Raw genomic sequence first — 16,555 nt, 5'->3', positions numbered from 1 at the left:
GAGCGATTCCTTTGCCGGGCCGGATACTCTGGAGGGCGATTCTCCGCCCCCGACCCCAAGGACCGACGAGCGCCGTGTTCGATACTCTCTCCGACCGCTTGGCGAATACCTTCAAGACCCTCCGGGGCAAAGGTCGCCTGTCCGAGGCGGACATCGACGCCACCGCCCGCGAGATCCGTATCGCGCTGCTCGAAGCGGATGTCGCCCTGCCGGTCGTCCGGTCCTTCATCAAGCAGGTCAAGGAGCGCGCCCTCGGCATCGAGGTCTCGCAGGCCCTGAACCCGGCCCAGCAGGTCATCAAGATCGTCAACGAGGAGCTCATCGGCATCCTCGGCGGCGAGACCCGGCGCCTGCGGTTCGCCAAGACCGCGCCCACCGTGATCATGCTCGCCGGTCTCCAGGGTGCCGGTAAGACCACCCTCGCCGGAAAGCTCGGCCTCTGGCTCAAGGGCCAGGGCCACTCCCCGCTGCTCGTCGCCTGCGACCTCCAGCGCCCCAACGCCGTCACCCAGCTCGGCGTCGTCGCCGAACGCGCGGGCGTCGCCTTCTACGGCCCGCAGCCCGGCAACGGCGTCGGCGACCCCGTCCAGGTCGCCAAGGACTCGATCGAGTTCGCCCGGACCAAGATGTACGACGTCGTGATCGTCGACACCGCCGGCCGCCTCGGCATCGACCAGGAGCTGATGCAGCAGGCCGCGGACATCCGCGACGCCGTCAGCCCCGACGAGGTCCTCTTCGTCGTCGACGCCATGATCGGTCAGGACGCGGTCAACACCGCCGAGGCCTTCCGCGACGGCGTCGGCTTCGACGGCGTCGTGCTCTCCAAGCTCGACGGCGACGCCCGCGGTGGTGCCGCGCTCTCCATCGCCCACGTCACGGGCAAGCAGATCATGTTCGCCTCCAACGGCGAGAAGCTGGACGAGTTCGACGCGTTCCACCCGGACCGCATGGCGTCCCGCATCCTCGGCATGGGCGACATGCTCTCCCTCATCGAGAAGGCGCAGCAGACCTTCGACGAGGAAGAGGCCGCCAAGATGGCCTCGAAGCTCGCGTCGAAGAAGGGCCAGGAGTTCACGCTCGACGACTTCCTGGCGCAGATGGAGCAGGTCCGCAAGATGGGCTCCATCTCGAAGCTGCTCGGCATGCTCCCGGGCATGGGCCAGATGAAGGAGCAGATCGCCAACATCGACGAGAAGGACGTCGACCGGACGGCCGCCATCATCAAGTCGATGACCCCGGGCGAGCGCCAGGACCCGACCATCATCAACGGCTCGCGCCGCGCCCGTATCGCCAAGGGCTCCGGCGTCGAGGTCAGCGCGGTCAAGGGCCTCGTCGAGCGGTTCTTCGAGGCCCGCAAGATGATGTCCCGCATGGCCCAGGGCGGCGGCCTCCCCGGCATGCCGGGCATGCCCGGCATGGGCGGTGGCCCCGGCCGGCAGAAGAAGCAGGTCAAGCAGGCCAAGGGCAAGCGCAAGAGCGGCAACCCGATGAAGCGGAAGGCCGAGGAGCAGGCCGCCGCCGAGCGCCGCGACCAGGCGCAGCAGGGCGGCGCCTTCGGCCTGCCGGCGCCGGGGCAGACCCCGAAGGACTTCGAGCTGCCGGACGAGTTCAAGAAGTTCATGAGCTGACGGACGTCCCGGGCCGCGTGCCCGGGACGGCGTGAGGGGCCCGTGGCGGGACGAGACCGCCGCGGGCCCCTTCTCATCCCTCCGGATCACCCGCGGTGCCGCGGGGGACGGGCTCTTCGATACTGGGGCCACAGCCGCCCCGAGGAGAGCCACGTGGCCAACCCCGTACCCCCGCGCGACCGGACCGACCAGCCCTGGCGCTCGGAGGGGGCCCCGCCGCCACCGCCGGCCAAGAGGAAGATGCCCGGCGGCTGGGGAGGGCTCATCCTCACGGCCCTGGTGGTCTACCTGATCGCCAACCTCGTCCTGTCGTTCTTCAACCGGGGCGACGAGCCGACGATCTCGTACACCGAGTTCGACAAGCAGGTCGCCGCCGGGAACGTCACCAAGATCTACTCCAAGGGCGACGCGATCGAGGGGCAGCTCAAGAACAAGCAGCCCGTCCCCGACGGCGACGGCGACTACACCGAGTTCACCACCCAGCGCCCCGCCTTCGCCGACGACGACCTGTGGGCCCAGCTGACCAAGCAGAACGTCGTCGTCACCGCCGAGCCGGTGGTCCGGGAGCGCAGCTTCCTGGCCAACCTCCTCCTCTCGCTCGCGCCGATGCTGCTGCTCGTGGTGCTGTGGATCTTCATCGCCCGCCGGATGAGCTCCGGCATGGGCGGCGCGGGCGGCATGCTCGGGCGCAAGACCCCGCCCAGGCCCGTGGAGCTGGAGCCGGGGGCCACCCGCACCACCTTCGCCGACGTCGCCGGCATCGACGAGGTCGAGGGCGAGCTCAACGACGTCGTCGACTTCCTCAAGAACCCGCAGGCCTACCGGGACATGGGCGCCAGGATGCCCCGCGGCGTGCTGCTCGCCGGTCCTCCCGGGACCGGCAAGACCCTGCTCGCCCGGGCCGTCGCCGGCGAGGCGGGGGTGCCCTTCTTCTCCGCCTCCGCGTCCGAGTTCATCGAGATGATCGTGGGCGTCGGCGCCTCCCGGGTCCGGGAGCTCTTCGCCGAGGCCCGCAAGGTCGCCCCCGCGATCATCTTCATCGACGAGATCGACACCATCGGCCGGGCCCGGGGCGGCGGCTCCGGGATGGGCGGCCACGACGAGCGCGAGCAGACCCTCAACCAGATCCTCACCGAGATGGACGGCTTCAGCGGCTCCGAGGGCGTCATCGTGCTCGCCGCCACCAACCGCTCCGACGTCCTCGACCCCGCCCTCACCCGGCCCGGCCGCTTCGACCGGATCGTGCACGTCAACCCGCCCGACCGCGGCGGCCGCGAGGCCATCCTCCGCATCCACACCCGCGAGATCCCGCTGGCCCAGGACGTCGACCTGGAGCAGGTGGCCCGGACCACCCCCGGCATGACCGGCGCCGAACTCGCCAACCTCGCCAACGAGGCCGCCCTGCTCGCCGTGAAGCGGGACCAGAAGGCCGTCACCCGCTCCGACCTCTCCGACGCCCTGGAGAAGGTCCAGCTCGGCGCCGAACGCCCGCTGGTGATGCCCGCGGAGGAGCGGCGCCGTACCGCGTACCACGAGAGCGGCCACGCCCTCCTCGGCATGCTCCAGCCCGGCGCCGACCCCGTCCGCAAGATCACCATCGTGCCCCGCGGCCGCGCCCTCGGCGTCACCCTGTCCACCCCCGACTCCGACAGGTACGCCTACACCGAGGAGTACCTCCGCGGCCGGATCATCGGCGCCCTGGGCGGCATGGCCGCCGAGCAGGTGGTGTTCGGGGTCGTCACCACCGGCGCCGAGAGCGACCTGGAGCAGGTCACCAACATCGCCCGCGGCATGGCGGGCCGCTGGGGCATGAGCGAGCGGGTCGGCCGCCTCACCGCCATCCCGGGCGACGCCCAGCAGGCGTACGGCCTCTCGGCCGCCCCTGCGACCCTCGACACCGTCGACGCGGAGATGCGGCGCATCGTGGACGAGTGCTACGAGAGCGCCGTGCGGCAGCTCCGCGAGCACCGCGGACGGCTCGACGCGCTGGCCGCCGCGCTCCTGGAGAACGAGACCCTGGAGGAGGCGGCCGCCTACCGGGCGGCGGGCATCGACCGCCCGGGCCGCGAGGACTGAGCCGGCCCCGGGGGCCGCCACCCGCGCGCGGGCGTCCGCGTGCCGCGGCGTCCGCGCCGCCGGCCCGGGCCGGCTACGGCACCCGGGCGATCACGTACCGGAAGACGTTCGGCATCCACACCGTGCCGTCCGCGCGCGTGTACGGGGCGATCGCCTCCTCGATCTCCTTCTCCACCTGGGTCAGGTCCCTCACCCGCACGGCCTCGTCGAAGGCCCCCGTCGACAGCAGCCCGCGCACCGCGCTGCCCCCGTTCGCGTACCCGAACGGGCAGGACACCCGGCCCGAGCCGGCGGGCCGCAGCCCCGCCCCGGCCACCAGCCCCTCCAGGTCCGTGCGGAGGGCCGGCCGGCGGTCCGCGAGGCGCGCCGCGACCCGCAGCACCGCCTCCGTGGAGCACCGCTCGGGCGGCCCCCAGCCGGCGACGACGACCGTCGCCCCCGAGAGGGCCGTACGGGTGAGCGCCGACAGCTCCGGCAGCATGGCGTCCGTCGTGTGGAAAGCGGTGATCACGTCGTGGACGGCGCCCTCGGGGGGCTCCTCCATGACCGTCACGCCCTCGGGCAGCCGCGCCCTCGCCAGCTCCACGCGCGCGTGGTCCCGGTCCGCACCGGTCACCCGGGCGCCCCGCGCCGCCGCCATGAGGAGCGCCAGACCGGAGCCGCAGCGGAGTCCCAGCACCCTGGTGCCGGCGCCCACGCCGAGACGGTCGTACACGGCCTCGTAGAGCGGGACGAGCATCCGCTCCTGGATCTCGGCCCAGTCGCGCGCGGGGTGGTGCGGGACGAGCGTAGGTGTCATGGAAAACTGCCCCAATCCGTGCTCGGACGACGACCCCCCGTAGCCAGGGAACTGCGCATCCGGTGCCACGTCCAGTGCTCGTACCGCACCGATTCGTCCGGGGAAGAGCCGACCCGGTAATGTCCCTGTCAGGCTTCCCGCTCCTCTCCGGCCAGGTTCCCCGAGGAGCGCGCGCACCGCCTCCGCGCGCCGGGGCGTATGCGCCACTACACCCCGGCTTGCCGCCCCCTGCGTGACTCCTCCGCAGATCGGCGCACTGGCCCTCGTCCCGACCCATCGACGGCAACTGACGGGTACGTGCAAAATATTTGGGATGCCCCGGAATGGAACCCGGGGGCACTCCGGCTCGTTAGACGCGACGTGAGCACGACACCACCTGTTCTCGCCGCAGAGCTGGCACAGGCGTGGGCCGACATTCAGCGGCACCACCCCGAGCTGCCCGATCTTGCCGCGCCCGAGTCCCTGATCGGAGAGTCCTCGTCCGCCTGCGGCGCCGAGCTCTCCTTCGAACGACTGCTGCACGAGGCAGTCCACGGCATCGCCGCCGCCCGGGGTGTCCGCGACACCTCCCGGGCCGGCCGCTACCACAACCGCAGATTCCTCGCGATCGCCGAGGAGATGGGGCTCGACCACCCCGAGGAGCCGCACGCCAGCAGCGGCTTCTCCCTGGTCACGCTCAACCCCGAGGCGAGGCGGCGCTACCGCCCCACCATCGAGCGGCTCCAGCGCGCCCTCAAGGCCCACACGGTCGCCACCGCGGCCGACACCAAGCGCTCCTTCCGCGGACCGGCCGCCCGGCACGGCTCCTCGGGCGGCGGCGTCCGCGTCAAGGCCGTCTGCGACTGCGGACGCAACGTGCGCGTGGTGCCCTCGGTGCTCGCCCAGGCCCCGATCGTCTGCGGCGGCTGCGGCAAGCCCTTCCGCATCCCGGAGACCGTGGGCGCCGTGAGCTGACCTCGCGGTGTGTGGCACAATGGCTAGCTGTACTCGACAGTCGCACAGGACCCCTCTCTCCTCCGGCTGACGCGTCCATCGGGCATCCGAGTACCGCAACCCCACGTGGCATCTCAAAGTGCCCAACCACGTCAAGACCAGGAGACACCACTCCAGTGGCAGTCAAGATCAAGCTCAAGCGCCTCGGCAAGATCCGCCAGCCTCACTACCGCATCGTCGTCGCCGACTCGCGCACCCGCCGCGACGGCCGCGCGATCGAGGAGATCGGCCTCTACCACCCGACGTACAACCCGTCGCGTATCGAGGTCGACTCCGAGCGTGCGCAGTACTGGCTGTCCGTCGGCGCCCAGCCGACCGAGCCGGTTCTCGCCATCCTGAAGCTCACGGGCGACTGGCAGAAGCACAAGGGCCTCCCGGCCCCCGAGAAGGCTCTGCTCGTCCCCGCGACGAAGGAGGCCAAGCGCGCTTCGTTCGACGAGTTCGCGAAGGCCCTCGAGGGCGGCGACGACAAGGGTGAGGCCATCACCCCCAAGGCCAAGAAGGCCGACAAGAAGGCTGACGAGGCCGAGGCCGCGTCGACCGAGTCGACCGAGGCCTGAGCATGCTCGAGGAGGCTCTCGAGCACCTCGTGAAGGGCATCGTCGACAACCCCGACGACGTGCAGGTCGCCTCGCGCACCCTGCGTCGCGGCCGCGTCCTGGAGGTCCGGGTCCACCCGGACGACCTCGGCAAGGTGATCGGCCGCAACGGCCGCACCGCACGCGCGCTGCGCACCGTCGTGGGCGCCATCGGCGGCCGTGGCATCCGGGTCGACCTCGTCGACGTGGACCAGGTCCGCTGAGCAGGCCGGCAGCATCACCTTAGTTGTGCCGGCACGGGCCGGGGAGGGCTTTCGAGCCCGCCCCGGCCCGTTGTCGTTCGCGTCGTACGAGCTGTGTGACAGGAGAGTGTGGAGCAGTGCAGTTGGTAGTCGCGCGGATCGGCCGCGCCCACGGGATCAAGGGCGAGGTCACCGTCGAGGTGCGCACGGACGAGCCCGAACTCAGGCTCGGCCCCGGTGCCGTACTGCTCACCGACCCGGCCGCGACCGGGCCGCTGACCATCGAGACCGGCCGCGTGCACAGCGGCAGGCTGTTGCTGCGCTTCGAGGGCGTCCGCGACCGCAACGCCGCCGAGGCCCTGCGCAACACCCTCCTCATCGCCGAGGTCGACCCGGCGGAGATGCCCGAGGAGGAGGACGAGTACTACGACCACCAGCTCATGGACCTGGACGTGGTGCTCGCCGACGGCACCGAGATCGGCCGCATCACCGAGATCTCCCACCTGCCGTCCCAGGACCTCTTCATCGTCGAGCGCCCCGACGGCACCGAGCTGATGATCCCGTTCGTCGAGTCGATCGTCACCGAGATCGACCTGGAGGAGCAGCGGGCCGTCATCGACCCGCCGCCCGGCCTCATCGACGACCGCGCAGAGATCGCCTCCTCCCGAGACGAGGACGGCGACGGGCCGGGCGGGCCGTCCGGCGACCCGGAGTCCGACGACGAGTCCGGTGAGGGCCAGGCATGAGGCTCGACGTCGTCACCATCTTCCCCGAGTACCTCGAACCGCTGAACGTCTCCCTCGTCGGCAAGGCCCGCGCGCGCGGACAGCTCGACGTGCACGTCCACGACCTGCGGGAGTGGACGTACGACCGGCACAACACCGTCGACGACACCCCGTACGGCGGCGGTCCGGGCATGGTCATGAAGACCGACCCGTGGGGCGACGCGCTCGACCAGACCCTCGCCGACGGCTACGAGAGCGGCGCCCACGGCCCGGTCGTCGTCGTCCCGACCCCCAGTGGCCGCCCCTTCACGCAGGAGCTCGCCGTCGAGCTCTCCGAGCGGCCCTGGCTGATCTTCACCCCGGCCCGCTACGAGGGCATCGACCGCCGCGTCATCGACGAGTACGCGACCCGCATGCCCGTCTACGAGGTGTCCATCGGCGACTACGTCCTGGCCGGCGGGGAGGCCGCCGTCCTCGTCGTCACGGAGGCCGTCGCCCGTCTCCTGCCGGGCGTCCTCGGCAACGCCGAGTCCCACCGGGACGACTCCTTCGCCCCCGGCGCCATGGCCAACCTCCTCGAAGGGCCCGTCTACACCAAGCCGCCGGAGTGGCGCGGCCGGGGCATCCCCGACGTGCTCCTCAGCGGTCACCACGGCAGGATCGCCCGCTGGCGACGGGACGAGGCCTTCCGCCGCACCGCCGCCAACCGGCCCGACCTCATCGAGCGCTGCGACCCCGCCGCCTTCGACAAGAAGGACCGCGAGATCCTCTCGATGATGGGCTGGGCCCCCGAGCCCGGCGGCCGATTTTGGCGCAAGCTCCACGACGTGGAAGAATAGGCCGCTGCCGTCCGTCCGGCGCGCGCCCCTGCCACAGGGGGAACGACGCGGCCAGGCGCGGACGGTCTTCCCGTTCATTTCGGATTCGCTCCGAACGTACCGCTGATGACCTGTGGCATCAGCGAGGAAAGAGACCTCCATGGCCTCCCTGCTCGACCAGGTCAACGCGGGTTCGCTCCGCTCCGACCTCCCCGCCTTCCGCCCCGGCGACACCGTGAACGTCCACGTGCGCGTCATCGAAGGCAACCGCTCGCGTATCCAGCAGTTCAAGGGCGTCGTCATCCGCCGCCAGGGTTCGGGCGTCAGCGAGACCTTCACGGTCCGCAAGGTCTCGTTCTCCGTCGGCGTCGAGCGCACCTTCCCGGTGAACAGCCCGATCTTCGAGAAGATCGAGCTCGTGACCCGCGGTGACGTCCGTCGCGCCAAGCTCTACTACCTCCGCGAGCTGCGCGGCAAGGCCGCCAAGATCAAGGAGAAGCGCGACCGCTGAGCCTCGGCTCCCGGCACGCTCGACGCTTCCGAGCCCGCGCACAGGCAGTCCGGATAGGCTCTGCCAGCGATGGACACCGAAGCACAGCACACGGAGCGCGACCCCTCTTCCGGTACGGAGGACGGGTCGCGCTCCGCGCGCGTTTCCGAGGACGCGCAGGGCCCGGGGGAGACGCGGGACCCGGGGGACGCCGGGACCGCGGAGGAGACCGCGGAGCGCGCCGGAGCGGGGCCGAGCGCCTCCACCTGGCGGCGCACGGCACTCGTGGGCGGCGCCTGCGTGATGTTCCTGCTGCTCCTGAGCCACTTCGTGATGCAGCCCTTCCTGATCCCCAGCCGGTCCATGGAACCGACCCTCCAGGTCGGCGACCGGATCCTGGTCAACAAGCTGGCGTACCGTTTCGGCAGTGAGCCGGAGCGCGGCGACGTCGTCGTCTTCGACGGCACCGGCTCCTTCGTCCGCGAACAGCCCCCGGGCGACCCCGTCACCGGCCTCCTGCACGACGGCGCCGCCGCCCTCGGGCTCGCCGAACCCGACGAGACCGACTTCGTGAAGAGGGTCGTCGGCGTCGGCGGCGACCGGGTCGTCTGCTGCGACGCCGACGGCCGGCTCACGGTCAACGGCGTCCCCGTGCAGGAGTGGTACGTGAAGCTCGGCGACCGGCCGTCCAGCGTGCCCTTCGACATCGTCGTCCCCCCCGACAGGCTCTGGGTCATGGGGGACCACCGCAGCCAGTCGAGCGACTCCCGCGACCACCTCGGCAGCCCCGGCGGCGGCATGGTCCCCGTCGACCGGGTCGTCGGCCGCGCCGACTGGATCGCATGGCCCCTCGGCCGCTGGACCACCGTCCAGGAGACCGACGCCTTCGACGCCGTACCGGCCGCGCCGGCCGGCGGGCACGGGGCGGCGCCCCATGGGTAGCCGGGGACGGCCGCCCGGCGGCGGCCGCACCTCCGACCGCGGTCCCGAGCAGCCCGCACCCCTGCCGGGCCGGGCCGAGCGGCGCCGGCTCGCCCGCAAGGTCAAGCGGCGCCGGCAGCGCTCGGCGATCCGCGAGATCCCCATCCTGGTCACGGTGGCCGTCCTCATCGCGCTCGTGCTGAAGACCTTCCTGGTCCAGGCGTTCGTCATCCCCTCCGGCTCCATGGAACAGACGATCCGGATCTCCGACCGGGTCCTCGTCGACAAGCTCACCCCCTGGTTCGGCTCCCGCCCGCAGCGCGGCGACGTCGTCGTCTTCAAGGACCCCGGCAACTGGCTCCAGCAGGAGGCCGCGCCCCCCGCCGACGACCCGGTCGGCATCAAGCAGGCCAAGCAGTTCCTCACCTTCATCGGGCTGCTGCCCTCCGCCGACGACCGCGACCTCATCAAGCGCGTCGTCGCCGTCGGGGGCGACACCGTCCGCTGCTGCGGCAAGGACGGGCGGCTCACCGTCAACGGGGTGCCGCTCGACGAGCCCTATCTGCACCCGGGCAACGAGCCGTCGACCATCCCCTTCGAGGTGAAGGTCCCGCAGGGCCGCATCTTCGTCCTCGGCGACCACCGGTCCGACTCGGCGGACTCCCGCTACCACCTCGACGAGAAGGACCGCGGCACCGTCTCCGAGGAGCAGGTCGTGGGGCGCGCCGTGGTGATCGCCTGGCCCGTCGCCCACTGGCGCGGCCTGGAGGAACGCGGGACGTTCGCCGCCGTACCGGACGCGCGTGCGAGTTCCGAGTCCGCGCTCGGCGCGTCGCATAGTGTGTCCCAGCGGAATCTCAACGGATTCACCGGGCTCCCGACCCCTGCGGAACTTCTGCTCGTTATGGGAGTGGTGGGCCTGTCCCTGTTCCGGGGCAGGCGATCGCACGGACTGAGGAGTGGATGTGGGGGATTTGGCCGTCGGCGCACGATCCGGACACGATGAGCCCGACAGGAGGGCCGGCGGGGCCTTCGGCGATGACACGACGGGTGACGACGTGACGGATGACGGGCGGGCGCAGCCGCCGAACGGCGGGGCACCGGGCGGCGGGACGCCGGACGACGGCGACGGGGCGCCGGGCGGCGCCGACAGCGCCCCCCGGAGGCAGCGTTCCTTCTGGAAGGAGCTGCCCCTTCTGGTCGGCATCGCGCTCGTCCTCGCCCTCCTGATCAAGACCTTCCTGGTGCAGGCGTTCTCGATCCCCTCGGAATCGATGATGAACACCCTCCAGCGGGGCGACCGGGTCCTCGTCGACAAGCTGACCCCCTGGTTCGGCTCCGAGCCCGAGCGCGGCGAGGTCGTCGTCTTCCACGACCCGGGCGGCTGGCTGGAGGGCCAGGAGACCCCCACGCCCAACGTGGTCCAGAAGTTCCTCAGCTTCATCGGCCTCATGCCGTCCGCCGAGGAGAAGGACCTCATCAAGCGGGTCATCGCCGTCGGCGGCGACACGGTCTCCTGCAAGGAGGGCGGCAAGGTCGTCCTCAACGGCGTGCCGCTGGACGAGACCTCGTACCTCTACCCCGGCTCCGTCCCCTGCCAGGACTCCTTCGGCCCGATCAAGGTCCCCGAGAACCGCATCTGGGTGATGGGCGACAACCGCCAGAACTCCCTCGACTCACGGTTCCACCAGCAGCTCCCCGGCGGCGGCACCGTCTCCGACGACGAGGTCGTGGGCCGCGCCGTCGTGATCGCCTGGCCGGTCACCCGCTGGGCGACCCTCCCGGTGCCCGAGATCTTCGACAACCCCGCGCTGAACAAGGCCCTGGGTGCCGCCCCGCTGGGCGCGGCCGGTCTCGCCGGAGCGCTCCCGCTGGTCCTGTGGCGCCGGAAGAAGGTCGCCGCACGGCATACCGCCGAGTAGTGACCCGCGGGTAGGGTGCCGTCCCGGACCGTCGACAGACCAGCGGTCCGCCGACAGACCTACGGGGTGCGCACATGAGCGGAAACATACGGACCAAGGGCGGCCGCGGCCGCCTCGGCAGCACGCTGTCGGGGCTGGCCGTGGCCGTCGGCTGTGTGCTCTTCCTCGGCGGCCTGGTCTGGGGTGCGCTGCTCTACCAGCCGTACTCCGTCCCCACCGACTCCATGACCCCCACCCTCGACGTCGGGTCCAAGATCCTCGCCCAGCGCGTCGACGGGGACGAGGTACGGCGCGGCGACGTCGTCGTCTTCACCGACCCGCTCTGGGGCGACTCGCCCATGGTCAAGCGGGTCGCGGCCGTCGGCGGCGACACGGTCGCCTGCTGCGGCGCGGACGGCCGTCTCACCGTGAACGGCGAGCCCGTCGACGAGCCCTACCTGCGGCCCGGACCGGGCGGCCGGATCATCGCCTCCGGCACGGAGTTCTCCGTGACCGTCCCGGCCGGCAACCTCTTCCTGCTCGGCGACGACCGGCACACCTCGCTCGACTCCCGTACGCACATGGAGGAGGCCGGACAGGGCTCCGTGCCCCGCTCCTCCGTCGTCGCCCGGGTCGACGCCGTCGTCTGGCCCGCGAAGGGCCTCCTGGACCGGCCCACGGGCTTCGCCGGCCTGCCCGGCGGGATCTCGGAGCCCGGCCCCGTCATGCCCCTCCTCGGCGCCGTCGCGGCCGGAGCCGTCCTGGTCCTGGCCGGAGGCGCGTACGGGCCGGTGGCGCAGCGCGCGGCGCGGATCGCGAAGCGCCGGTCGGCGGGCGCCGCGCCCGAACCGCGCGAGAAGGTGGGTACATGACGGACGCATCGGGCACCGCCCCAGGCACGGAGGTCCGGCGGGTGGCGCGGGTCGTGCTGCTCGACCCCGACGACCGCATCCTGCTGCTGCACGGCTTCGAGCCCGAAGACCCCGGCCAGACCTGGTGGTTCACGCCCGGCGGGGGCCTGGAGGGCGACGAGAGCCGCCAGGAGGCGGCCCTGCGCGAGCTCGCCGAGGAGACCGGCATCACCGACATCGACCTCGGGCCGGTGCTCTGGACGCGGTACTGCTCGTTCCCCTTCGACGGCCGCCGCTGGGACCAGGACGAGTGGTACTACCTCGCCCGCACCCGGCGGACCGAGGCGGCGCCCCGGCCACGGGCCCTCACCGAGCTGGAGAACCGCAGCCTCGCGGGCCTCAGATGGTGGACCTCCGCCGAACTGTCCGCGGCGCGTGAGACGGTGTACCCGACCAGACTCGCCGAGCTGCTCCGCACACTGCTCGACGAGGGACCTCCGCGTGCACCGGTGGTTCTCGCCCCGGAAATCGTTTAGGGGCGCGTCCGCCTGGCGCACAATAGGGGGACGCACGGCTGAAGGGGAACATGCCATGAGCGCCGAGGACCTCGAGAAGTACGAGACCGAGATGGAGCTGAAGCTCTACCGGGAGTACCGCGATGTCGTCGGGCTGTTCAAATACGTGATCGAGACCGAGCGGCGCTTCTATCTCACCAACGACTACGAGATGCAGGTGCACTCGGTCCAGGGCGAGGTCTTCTTCGAGGTCAGCATGGCGGACGCCTGGGTCTGGGACATGTACCGGCCGGCCAGGTTCGTCAAGCAGGTCCGCGTCCTCACCTTCAAGGACGTGAACATCGAGGAGCTCAACAAGAGCGACCTCGAACTCCCCGGCAGCTGAGCCGCCTCCTCACCCGCACGGGTGAGGAGGTTCTCCCCAGGCCCCCGGCCGTCCACAGCGCCGCACACGGCCACACCCACCTCCGTCACAGTCGGTGACGGAGGTGGTACCGCATGAACAGGACCCAAGCGCTCGGTCGGTACGGAGAAGAGCTGGCAGCCCGCCGGCTCACCGCGACCGGCATGCACATCCTCGCCCGCAACTGGCGCTGCGGCCGGACCGGCGAGATCGACATCGTCGCCCGCCACGGCGAGACCCTCGTCGTCTGCGAGGTCAAGACCCGGCGCGACGGCGGGTTCGAGGACCCCATGGCCGCCGTGACCCCCCGCAAGGCGGACCGGCTGCGCCGCCTCGCCGCCTGCTGGATCGACCGCAACGGCGTCCCGGACTCCGTCCAGGGCGTCCGCATCGACCTCATCGGCATCGTCCTGCCCCGCCGCGGCGCCCCGCTCCTCACCCACGCCCGGGGGGTGGCCTGAGATGGGCTTCGCCCGCACCTGCTCCGTCGCCCTCGTCGGCGTCGAGGGCGTCGTCGTCGAGGTCCAGGCCGACCTCGAACCCGGAGTCGCCGCCTTCACCCTCGTCGGCCTCCCCGACAAGAGCCTCAGCGAGAGCCGCGACCGGGTCCGCGCCGCCGTCGTCAACTCCGGCGCCGAATGGCCCCAGAAGAAGCTGACCGTGGGGCTCAGCCCGGCCTCCGTGCCTAAGGGGGGATCGGGATTCGACCTGGCCGTGGCGGCGGCCGTCCTCGGCGCCGCCGAGCGCATCGATCCGCGCGCCATCGCCGATCTCGTCCTCATCGGCGAACTCGGCCTCGACGGACGCGTCCGGCCCGTCCGCGGCATCCTCCCCGCCGTGCTCGCCGCCGCCGACGCCGGCTACCGGCAGGTCGTCGTCCCCGAGCAGACCGCGGGCGAGGCCGCCCTCGTCCCCGGGGTCTCTGTCCTCGGCGTCCGCAGCCTCCGCCAGCTGATCGCCGTCCTCGGCGACGAACCCGTCCCCGAGGAGGAGCACACCGAGCCCGGCCGGCCCGACGCCATGCTCGCCGGACTCCTCGTCCCGGGCGCCGGCCTCGGCACCGGACTCGCCGCCGACCCCGCCGAAGGGCCCGACCTCGCCGACGTCGCCGGCCAGCACCGCGCCCGCCGCGCCCTGGAGGTCGCCGCCGCGGGCAGCCACCACCTGCTGCTCTCCGGCCCGCCCGGAGCGGGGAAGACGATGCTGGCCGAGCGCCTCCCCGGCATCCTCCCGCCGCTCACCCGGCAGGAGTCCCTCGAAGTCACCGCCGTCCACTCCGTCGCCGGCCTCCTCCCGCCCGGTGAACCCCTCGTCCGCCGGGCCCCCTACTGCGCACCGCACCACTCCGCGACCATGCAGTCCCTCGTCGGCGGCGGGAACGGCCTGCCCCGGCCCGGCGCCGTCTCCCTCGCCCACCGCGGCATCCTCTTCCTGGACGAGGCGCCGGAGTTCTCAGGGAAGGCGCTCGACGCCCTCCGCCAGCCCCTCGAATCCGGGCACGTCGTCATCGCCCGCGCCGCCGGCGTCGTCCGCCTCCCCGCCCGCTTCCTCCTCGCTCTCGCCGCCAACCCCTGCCCCTGCGGACGCCACACGCTGCACGGCGCCGGCTGCGAGTGCCCCGCCGCACTCGTCCGCCGCTACCAGGCGCGGCTCTCGGGGCCCCTCCTCGACCGCGTCGACCTCCGCGTCGAGGTCGAGCCCGTCACCCGCGCCGACCTGCTCGGCCGGGGCGGCCGCGGCGAGACCACCGGGGCCGTGGCGGACCGCGTCCGCGAGGCCCGGGCCCGCGCCGCCGCACGCCTCGACGGCACCCCCTGGAGCGTGAACAGCGAGATCCCCGGACACGAACTCCGCACCCGCTATCTGGCCGCACCCGGAGCCCTCGCCGCCGCCGAGCGGGACATCGAGCGCGGACTCCTGACCGCCCGCGGCCTCGACCGGGTCCTCCGCGTCGCCTGGACCGTCGCCGACCTCGCCGGACACGACCGCCCCGACAGCGAGGACATCGCCCTGGCCCTCGAACTCCGCACCTCCATCGCCCGGGGCGTACCCGCCGGAGCGGGGGCCCTCTCATGACCGGTCCTGCCCGCCACCCCTCCGGCCCGGACGGCCCGGACGGCCCGGACGAGCCCGGCCGGGCCGCGGGCGGCCCCGCCCCCCGCGCCGCCCGACCCGCCCGCCCCGGTGCACCCGACGACCCGGCCGGGCCCTCCGGGCCGCGCCCGGGCGCTTCCGGCCCCCGCCCCGTCCCCCACGGCTCCGTCAGCGTGGACGAGCGGCTGGCCCGGGTCGTGCTCAGCCGGGCCGTCGAGCCCGGCGACGAGCACGCCGGGCGCTGGCTCCGCCGCTACGGAGCCCGCGGCTTCGCCGACCGGCTGCTCGACCCCGCACCCGCCGCCCCGAGGGACGGGGACGACGGCCCCTTCCCCGGCACCGGGCCGAAGCGCGTCGCCTCCTGGCGACTCCGCGCCACCACCGCCGACCCCGCACGCGACCTCGAAACCGTCCACGACCTCGGCGGACGCTTCCTCGTCCCCGGCGACACCGAGTGGCCCAGCCAGCTCGACGACCTCGCCGACACCCGCCCCCTCGGCCTCTGGGTCCGCGGACCCGCCGACCTGCGCGCCTGGGCCCTCCGCTCGGTCGCCCTCGTCGGCGCCCGCGCCTGCACCCCGTACGGCGCGCACACGGCGGCCGACCTCGCCACCGGGCTCGCCCGCCGGGGCTGGGTCGTCGTCTCCGGAGCCGCCTACGGCATCGACGGGGCCGCCCACCGCGGAGCCCTCGCCGCCGGCGGAGCCACCGTCGCCGTCCTCGCCTGCGGCGTCGACACGCCCTACCCGAGGGGTCACGACCAGCTCATCCGACGCATCTCCGAACAAGGCCTCGTCGTGGGGGAGTTGCCGCCGGACAGCCATCCGACCCCGAGCCGCTTCATCCTCCGCAACCGGGTCATCGCCGCCCTCACCCGGGGCACCGTCGTCATCGAGGCCCAGCACCGCAGCGGTTCACTCGTCACCGCCCGCGCCGCGACCCGCCTCGGCCGCCACACCATGGGCGTCCCCGGCCCCGTGACCAGCGGGCTCTCCGCCGGAGTCCACGAACTCCTGCGCGGCGGCGCCGCCCTCGTCACCGACGCCGACGAGATCGTCGAACTCGTCGGCGACATGGGGCAGCTCGCCCCGCCGCGCCGGGGACCCGTCCTCCCGCGCGACCTCCTCGCCCCCGCCGCCGCGCACGTCCTCGAAGCCGTGCCCGCCCGCGGCCCCGCTCCCACCACCGCCATCGCCCGCCGAGCCGGAACCACCCCCGACGACACCCTCGCCAGGCTGTACGAACTCCATTCCCTCGGCTTCGTCGAACGGCTCGGAGAGGGCTGGCGGTTGACGAACACGACCACTCCCGCGTCGAACGCGCGGCGAGGCGGTCCTTGACCTGGAGCATTCGGGTGAAAGGGTGAAGCCGATGAACAACCGAGTTCTCTCGGCCGCACCCGAGGGGCCGACGCGCGCCACGGCCCGGGTTCGAAGATGTGGTCGACCGCGTCCACCGGGAGCGGCGCGAACCGCCGGCGTTCGCGCACCGCGACCGCGCACTCACGCTACGCTCACCAGAATTCCGTCCAGGACACCCGCACCGGCCCAACCGACAGCA

At 72.7% G+C, this 16,555-nt stretch carries 18 protein-coding genes; 17 read left to right on the top strand and 1 reads right to left on the bottom strand.

Going from position 1 to position 16,555, the window contains the following annotated elements:
* Positions 1 to 74: 74 nt before the first annotated feature.
* Both ffh and ftsH read left to right on the top strand, forming a co-directional pair.
* Positions 75 to 1,628, top strand: coding sequence for a signal recognition particle protein (gene ffh / locus ACF09E_RS15760; RefSeq protein WP_388793828.1), 1,554 nt, complete (start codon positions 75 to 77; stop codon positions 1,626 to 1,628).
* Positions 1,629 to 1,781: 153 nt separating this feature from the next.
* The gene (gene ftsH, locus ACF09E_RS15755) at positions 1,782 to 3,704 is read left to right on the top strand and encodes an ATP-dependent zinc metalloprotease FtsH (protein ID WP_392205721.1); all 1,923 of its coding nucleotides are present in this window, start codon (positions 1,782 to 1,784) and stop codon (positions 3,702 to 3,704) included.
* Positions 3,705 to 3,777: 73 nt separating this feature from the next.
* Here the strand turns inward: ftsH and ACF09E_RS15750 are convergent, their stop codons facing one another.
* Positions 3,778 to 4,503 (bottom strand): class I SAM-dependent methyltransferase, encoded by a 726-nt coding sequence (locus ACF09E_RS15750; protein WP_392205720.1) that lies wholly within the window; start codon positions 4,501 to 4,503, stop codon positions 3,778 to 3,780.
* A 360-nt stretch (positions 4,504 to 4,863) separates the two neighbouring features.
* On the opposite strand from ACF09E_RS15750, the gene ACF09E_RS15745 reads away from it, so the two are divergent.
* The 15 genes from ACF09E_RS15745 (at position 4,864) to dprA (ending at position 16,335) form a co-directional block, all read left to right on the top strand.
* On the top strand, positions 4,864 to 5,457 hold the full coding sequence (locus tag ACF09E_RS15745; protein WP_361847177.1) for a hypothetical protein: 594 nt from the start codon (positions 4,864 to 4,866) through the stop codon (positions 5,455 to 5,457).
* A gap of 155 nt (positions 5,458 to 5,612) precedes the next feature.
* Positions 5,613 to 6,056 (top strand): 30S ribosomal protein S16, encoded by a 444-nt coding sequence (gene rpsP, locus ACF09E_RS15740; RefSeq protein ID WP_030325634.1) that lies wholly within the window; start codon positions 5,613 to 5,615, stop codon positions 6,054 to 6,056.
* A 2-nt stretch (positions 6,057 to 6,058) separates the two neighbouring features.
* Positions 6,059 to 6,298 (top strand): RNA-binding protein, encoded by a 240-nt coding sequence (locus ACF09E_RS15735; RefSeq protein WP_003980229.1) that lies wholly within the window; start codon positions 6,059 to 6,061, stop codon positions 6,296 to 6,298.
* A gap of 116 nt (positions 6,299 to 6,414) precedes the next feature.
* Positions 6,415 to 7,023, top strand: coding sequence for a ribosome maturation factor RimM (gene rimM / locus ACF09E_RS15730; protein ID WP_392205719.1), 609 nt, complete (start codon positions 6,415 to 6,417; stop codon positions 7,021 to 7,023).
* On the top strand, positions 7,020 to 7,841 hold the full coding sequence (gene trmD, locus ACF09E_RS15725) for a tRNA (guanosine(37)-N1)-methyltransferase TrmD (protein WP_392205718.1): 822 nt from the start codon (positions 7,020 to 7,022) through the stop codon (positions 7,839 to 7,841). Before rimM ends, trmD begins: the two co-directional genes overlap by 4 nt.
* Before the next feature lie 139 nt (positions 7,842 to 7,980).
* Positions 7,981 to 8,331 carry a 50S ribosomal protein L19 gene (gene rplS / locus ACF09E_RS15720; RefSeq protein ID WP_015036473.1) on the top strand — a complete coding sequence of 117 codons (351 nt, stop codon included), beginning with the start codon at positions 7,981 to 7,983 and terminating at the stop codon, positions 8,329 to 8,331.
* Positions 8,332 to 8,400: 69 nt separating this feature from the next.
* Positions 8,401 to 9,252: a signal peptidase I gene (gene lepB / locus ACF09E_RS15715; protein ID WP_392205717.1), complete on the top strand. Its 852-nt coding sequence runs from the start codon at positions 8,401 to 8,403 to the stop codon at positions 9,250 to 9,252.
* Positions 9,245 to 10,237, top strand: coding sequence for a signal peptidase I (gene lepB, locus ACF09E_RS15710; protein ID WP_392205716.1), 993 nt, complete (start codon positions 9,245 to 9,247; stop codon positions 10,235 to 10,237). Before lepB (ACF09E_RS15715) ends, lepB (ACF09E_RS15710) begins: the two co-directional genes overlap by 8 nt.
* Positions 10,206 to 11,153, top strand: coding sequence for a signal peptidase I (gene lepB / locus ACF09E_RS15705; RefSeq protein WP_361847210.1), 948 nt, complete (start codon positions 10,206 to 10,208; stop codon positions 11,151 to 11,153). The genes lepB (ACF09E_RS15710) and lepB (ACF09E_RS15705) overlap by 32 nt, the downstream gene beginning before the upstream one ends.
* 74 nt (positions 11,154 to 11,227) lie before the next feature.
* The gene (gene lepB, locus ACF09E_RS15700) at positions 11,228 to 12,004 is read left to right on the top strand and encodes a signal peptidase I (RefSeq protein WP_392205715.1); all 777 of its coding nucleotides are present in this window, start codon (positions 11,228 to 11,230) and stop codon (positions 12,002 to 12,004) included.
* Complete coding sequence (locus tag ACF09E_RS15695) at positions 12,001 to 12,519, top strand: NUDIX hydrolase (protein ID WP_392205714.1); 519 nt, start codon at positions 12,001 to 12,003, stop codon at positions 12,517 to 12,519. Before lepB (ACF09E_RS15700) ends, ACF09E_RS15695 begins: the two co-directional genes overlap by 4 nt.
* Before the next feature lie 55 nt (positions 12,520 to 12,574).
* Complete coding sequence (locus ACF09E_RS15690; protein WP_005311352.1) at positions 12,575 to 12,883, top strand: DUF2469 domain-containing protein; 309 nt, start codon at positions 12,575 to 12,577, stop codon at positions 12,881 to 12,883.
* A gap of 113 nt (positions 12,884 to 12,996) precedes the next feature.
* Positions 12,997 to 13,362 carry a YraN family protein gene (locus ACF09E_RS15685; RefSeq protein WP_388793845.1) on the top strand — a complete coding sequence of 122 codons (366 nt, stop codon included), beginning with the start codon at positions 12,997 to 12,999 and terminating at the stop codon, positions 13,360 to 13,362.
* Between the two features lies 1 nt (position 13,363).
* Positions 13,364 to 14,977 (top strand): YifB family Mg chelatase-like AAA ATPase, encoded by a 1,614-nt coding sequence (locus ACF09E_RS15680; protein ID WP_392205713.1) that lies wholly within the window; start codon positions 13,364 to 13,366, stop codon positions 14,975 to 14,977.
* Positions 14,974 to 16,335 (top strand): DNA-processing protein DprA, encoded by a 1,362-nt coding sequence (dprA, locus tag ACF09E_RS15675; RefSeq protein WP_392205712.1) that lies wholly within the window; start codon positions 14,974 to 14,976, stop codon positions 16,333 to 16,335. Before ACF09E_RS15680 ends, dprA begins: the two co-directional genes overlap by 4 nt.
* Positions 16,336 to 16,555: the final 220 nt, after the last annotated feature.

The organism is Streptomyces sp. NPDC014891 (genome assembly GCF_043081085.1).
Taxonomy (GTDB): domain Bacteria; phylum Actinomycetota; class Actinomycetes; order Streptomycetales; family Streptomycetaceae; genus Streptomyces.
Note: the sequence above shows the minus strand (reverse complement) of the source record. Positions and strands in the feature narration are given on the sequence as shown.

Bases quoted from the DNA above. Each gene is read 5' to 3' on its own strand.
- ACF09E_RS15750 (WP_392205720.1), bottom strand. From the start codon at position 4,503: ATGACACCTACGCTCGTCCCGCACCACCCCGCGCGCGACTGGGCCGAG.
- lepB (WP_392205715.1), top strand. From the start codon at position 11,228: ATGAGCGGAAACATACGGACCAAGGGCGGCCGCGGCCGCCTCGGCAGC.
- trmD (WP_392205718.1), top strand. From the start codon at position 7,020: ATGAGGCTCGACGTCGTCACCATCTTCCCCGAGTACCTCGAACCGCTG.
- dprA (WP_392205712.1), top strand. From the start codon at position 14,974: ATGACCGGTCCTGCCCGCCACCCCTCCGGCCCGGACGGCCCGGACGGC.
- rplS (WP_015036473.1), top strand. From the start codon at position 7,981: ATGGCCTCCCTGCTCGACCAGGTCAACGCGGGTTCGCTCCGCTCCGAC.
- ACF09E_RS15685 (WP_388793845.1), top strand. From the start codon at position 12,997: ATGAACAGGACCCAAGCGCTCGGTCGGTACGGAGAAGAGCTGGCAGCC.
- lepB (WP_392205717.1), top strand. From the start codon at position 8,401: ATGGACACCGAAGCACAGCACACGGAGCGCGACCCCTCTTCCGGTACG.
- ACF09E_RS15680 (WP_392205713.1), top strand. From the start codon at position 13,364: ATGGGCTTCGCCCGCACCTGCTCCGTCGCCCTCGTCGGCGTCGAGGGC.
- ACF09E_RS15735 (WP_003980229.1), top strand. From the start codon at position 6,059: ATGCTCGAGGAGGCTCTCGAGCACCTCGTGAAGGGCATCGTCGACAAC.
- ACF09E_RS15690 (WP_005311352.1), top strand. From the start codon at position 12,575: ATGAGCGCCGAGGACCTCGAGAAGTACGAGACCGAGATGGAGCTGAAG.
- lepB (WP_392205716.1), top strand. From the start codon at position 9,245: ATGGGTAGCCGGGGACGGCCGCCCGGCGGCGGCCGCACCTCCGACCGC.
- ACF09E_RS15695 (WP_392205714.1), top strand. From the start codon at position 12,001: ATGACGGACGCATCGGGCACCGCCCCAGGCACGGAGGTCCGGCGGGTG.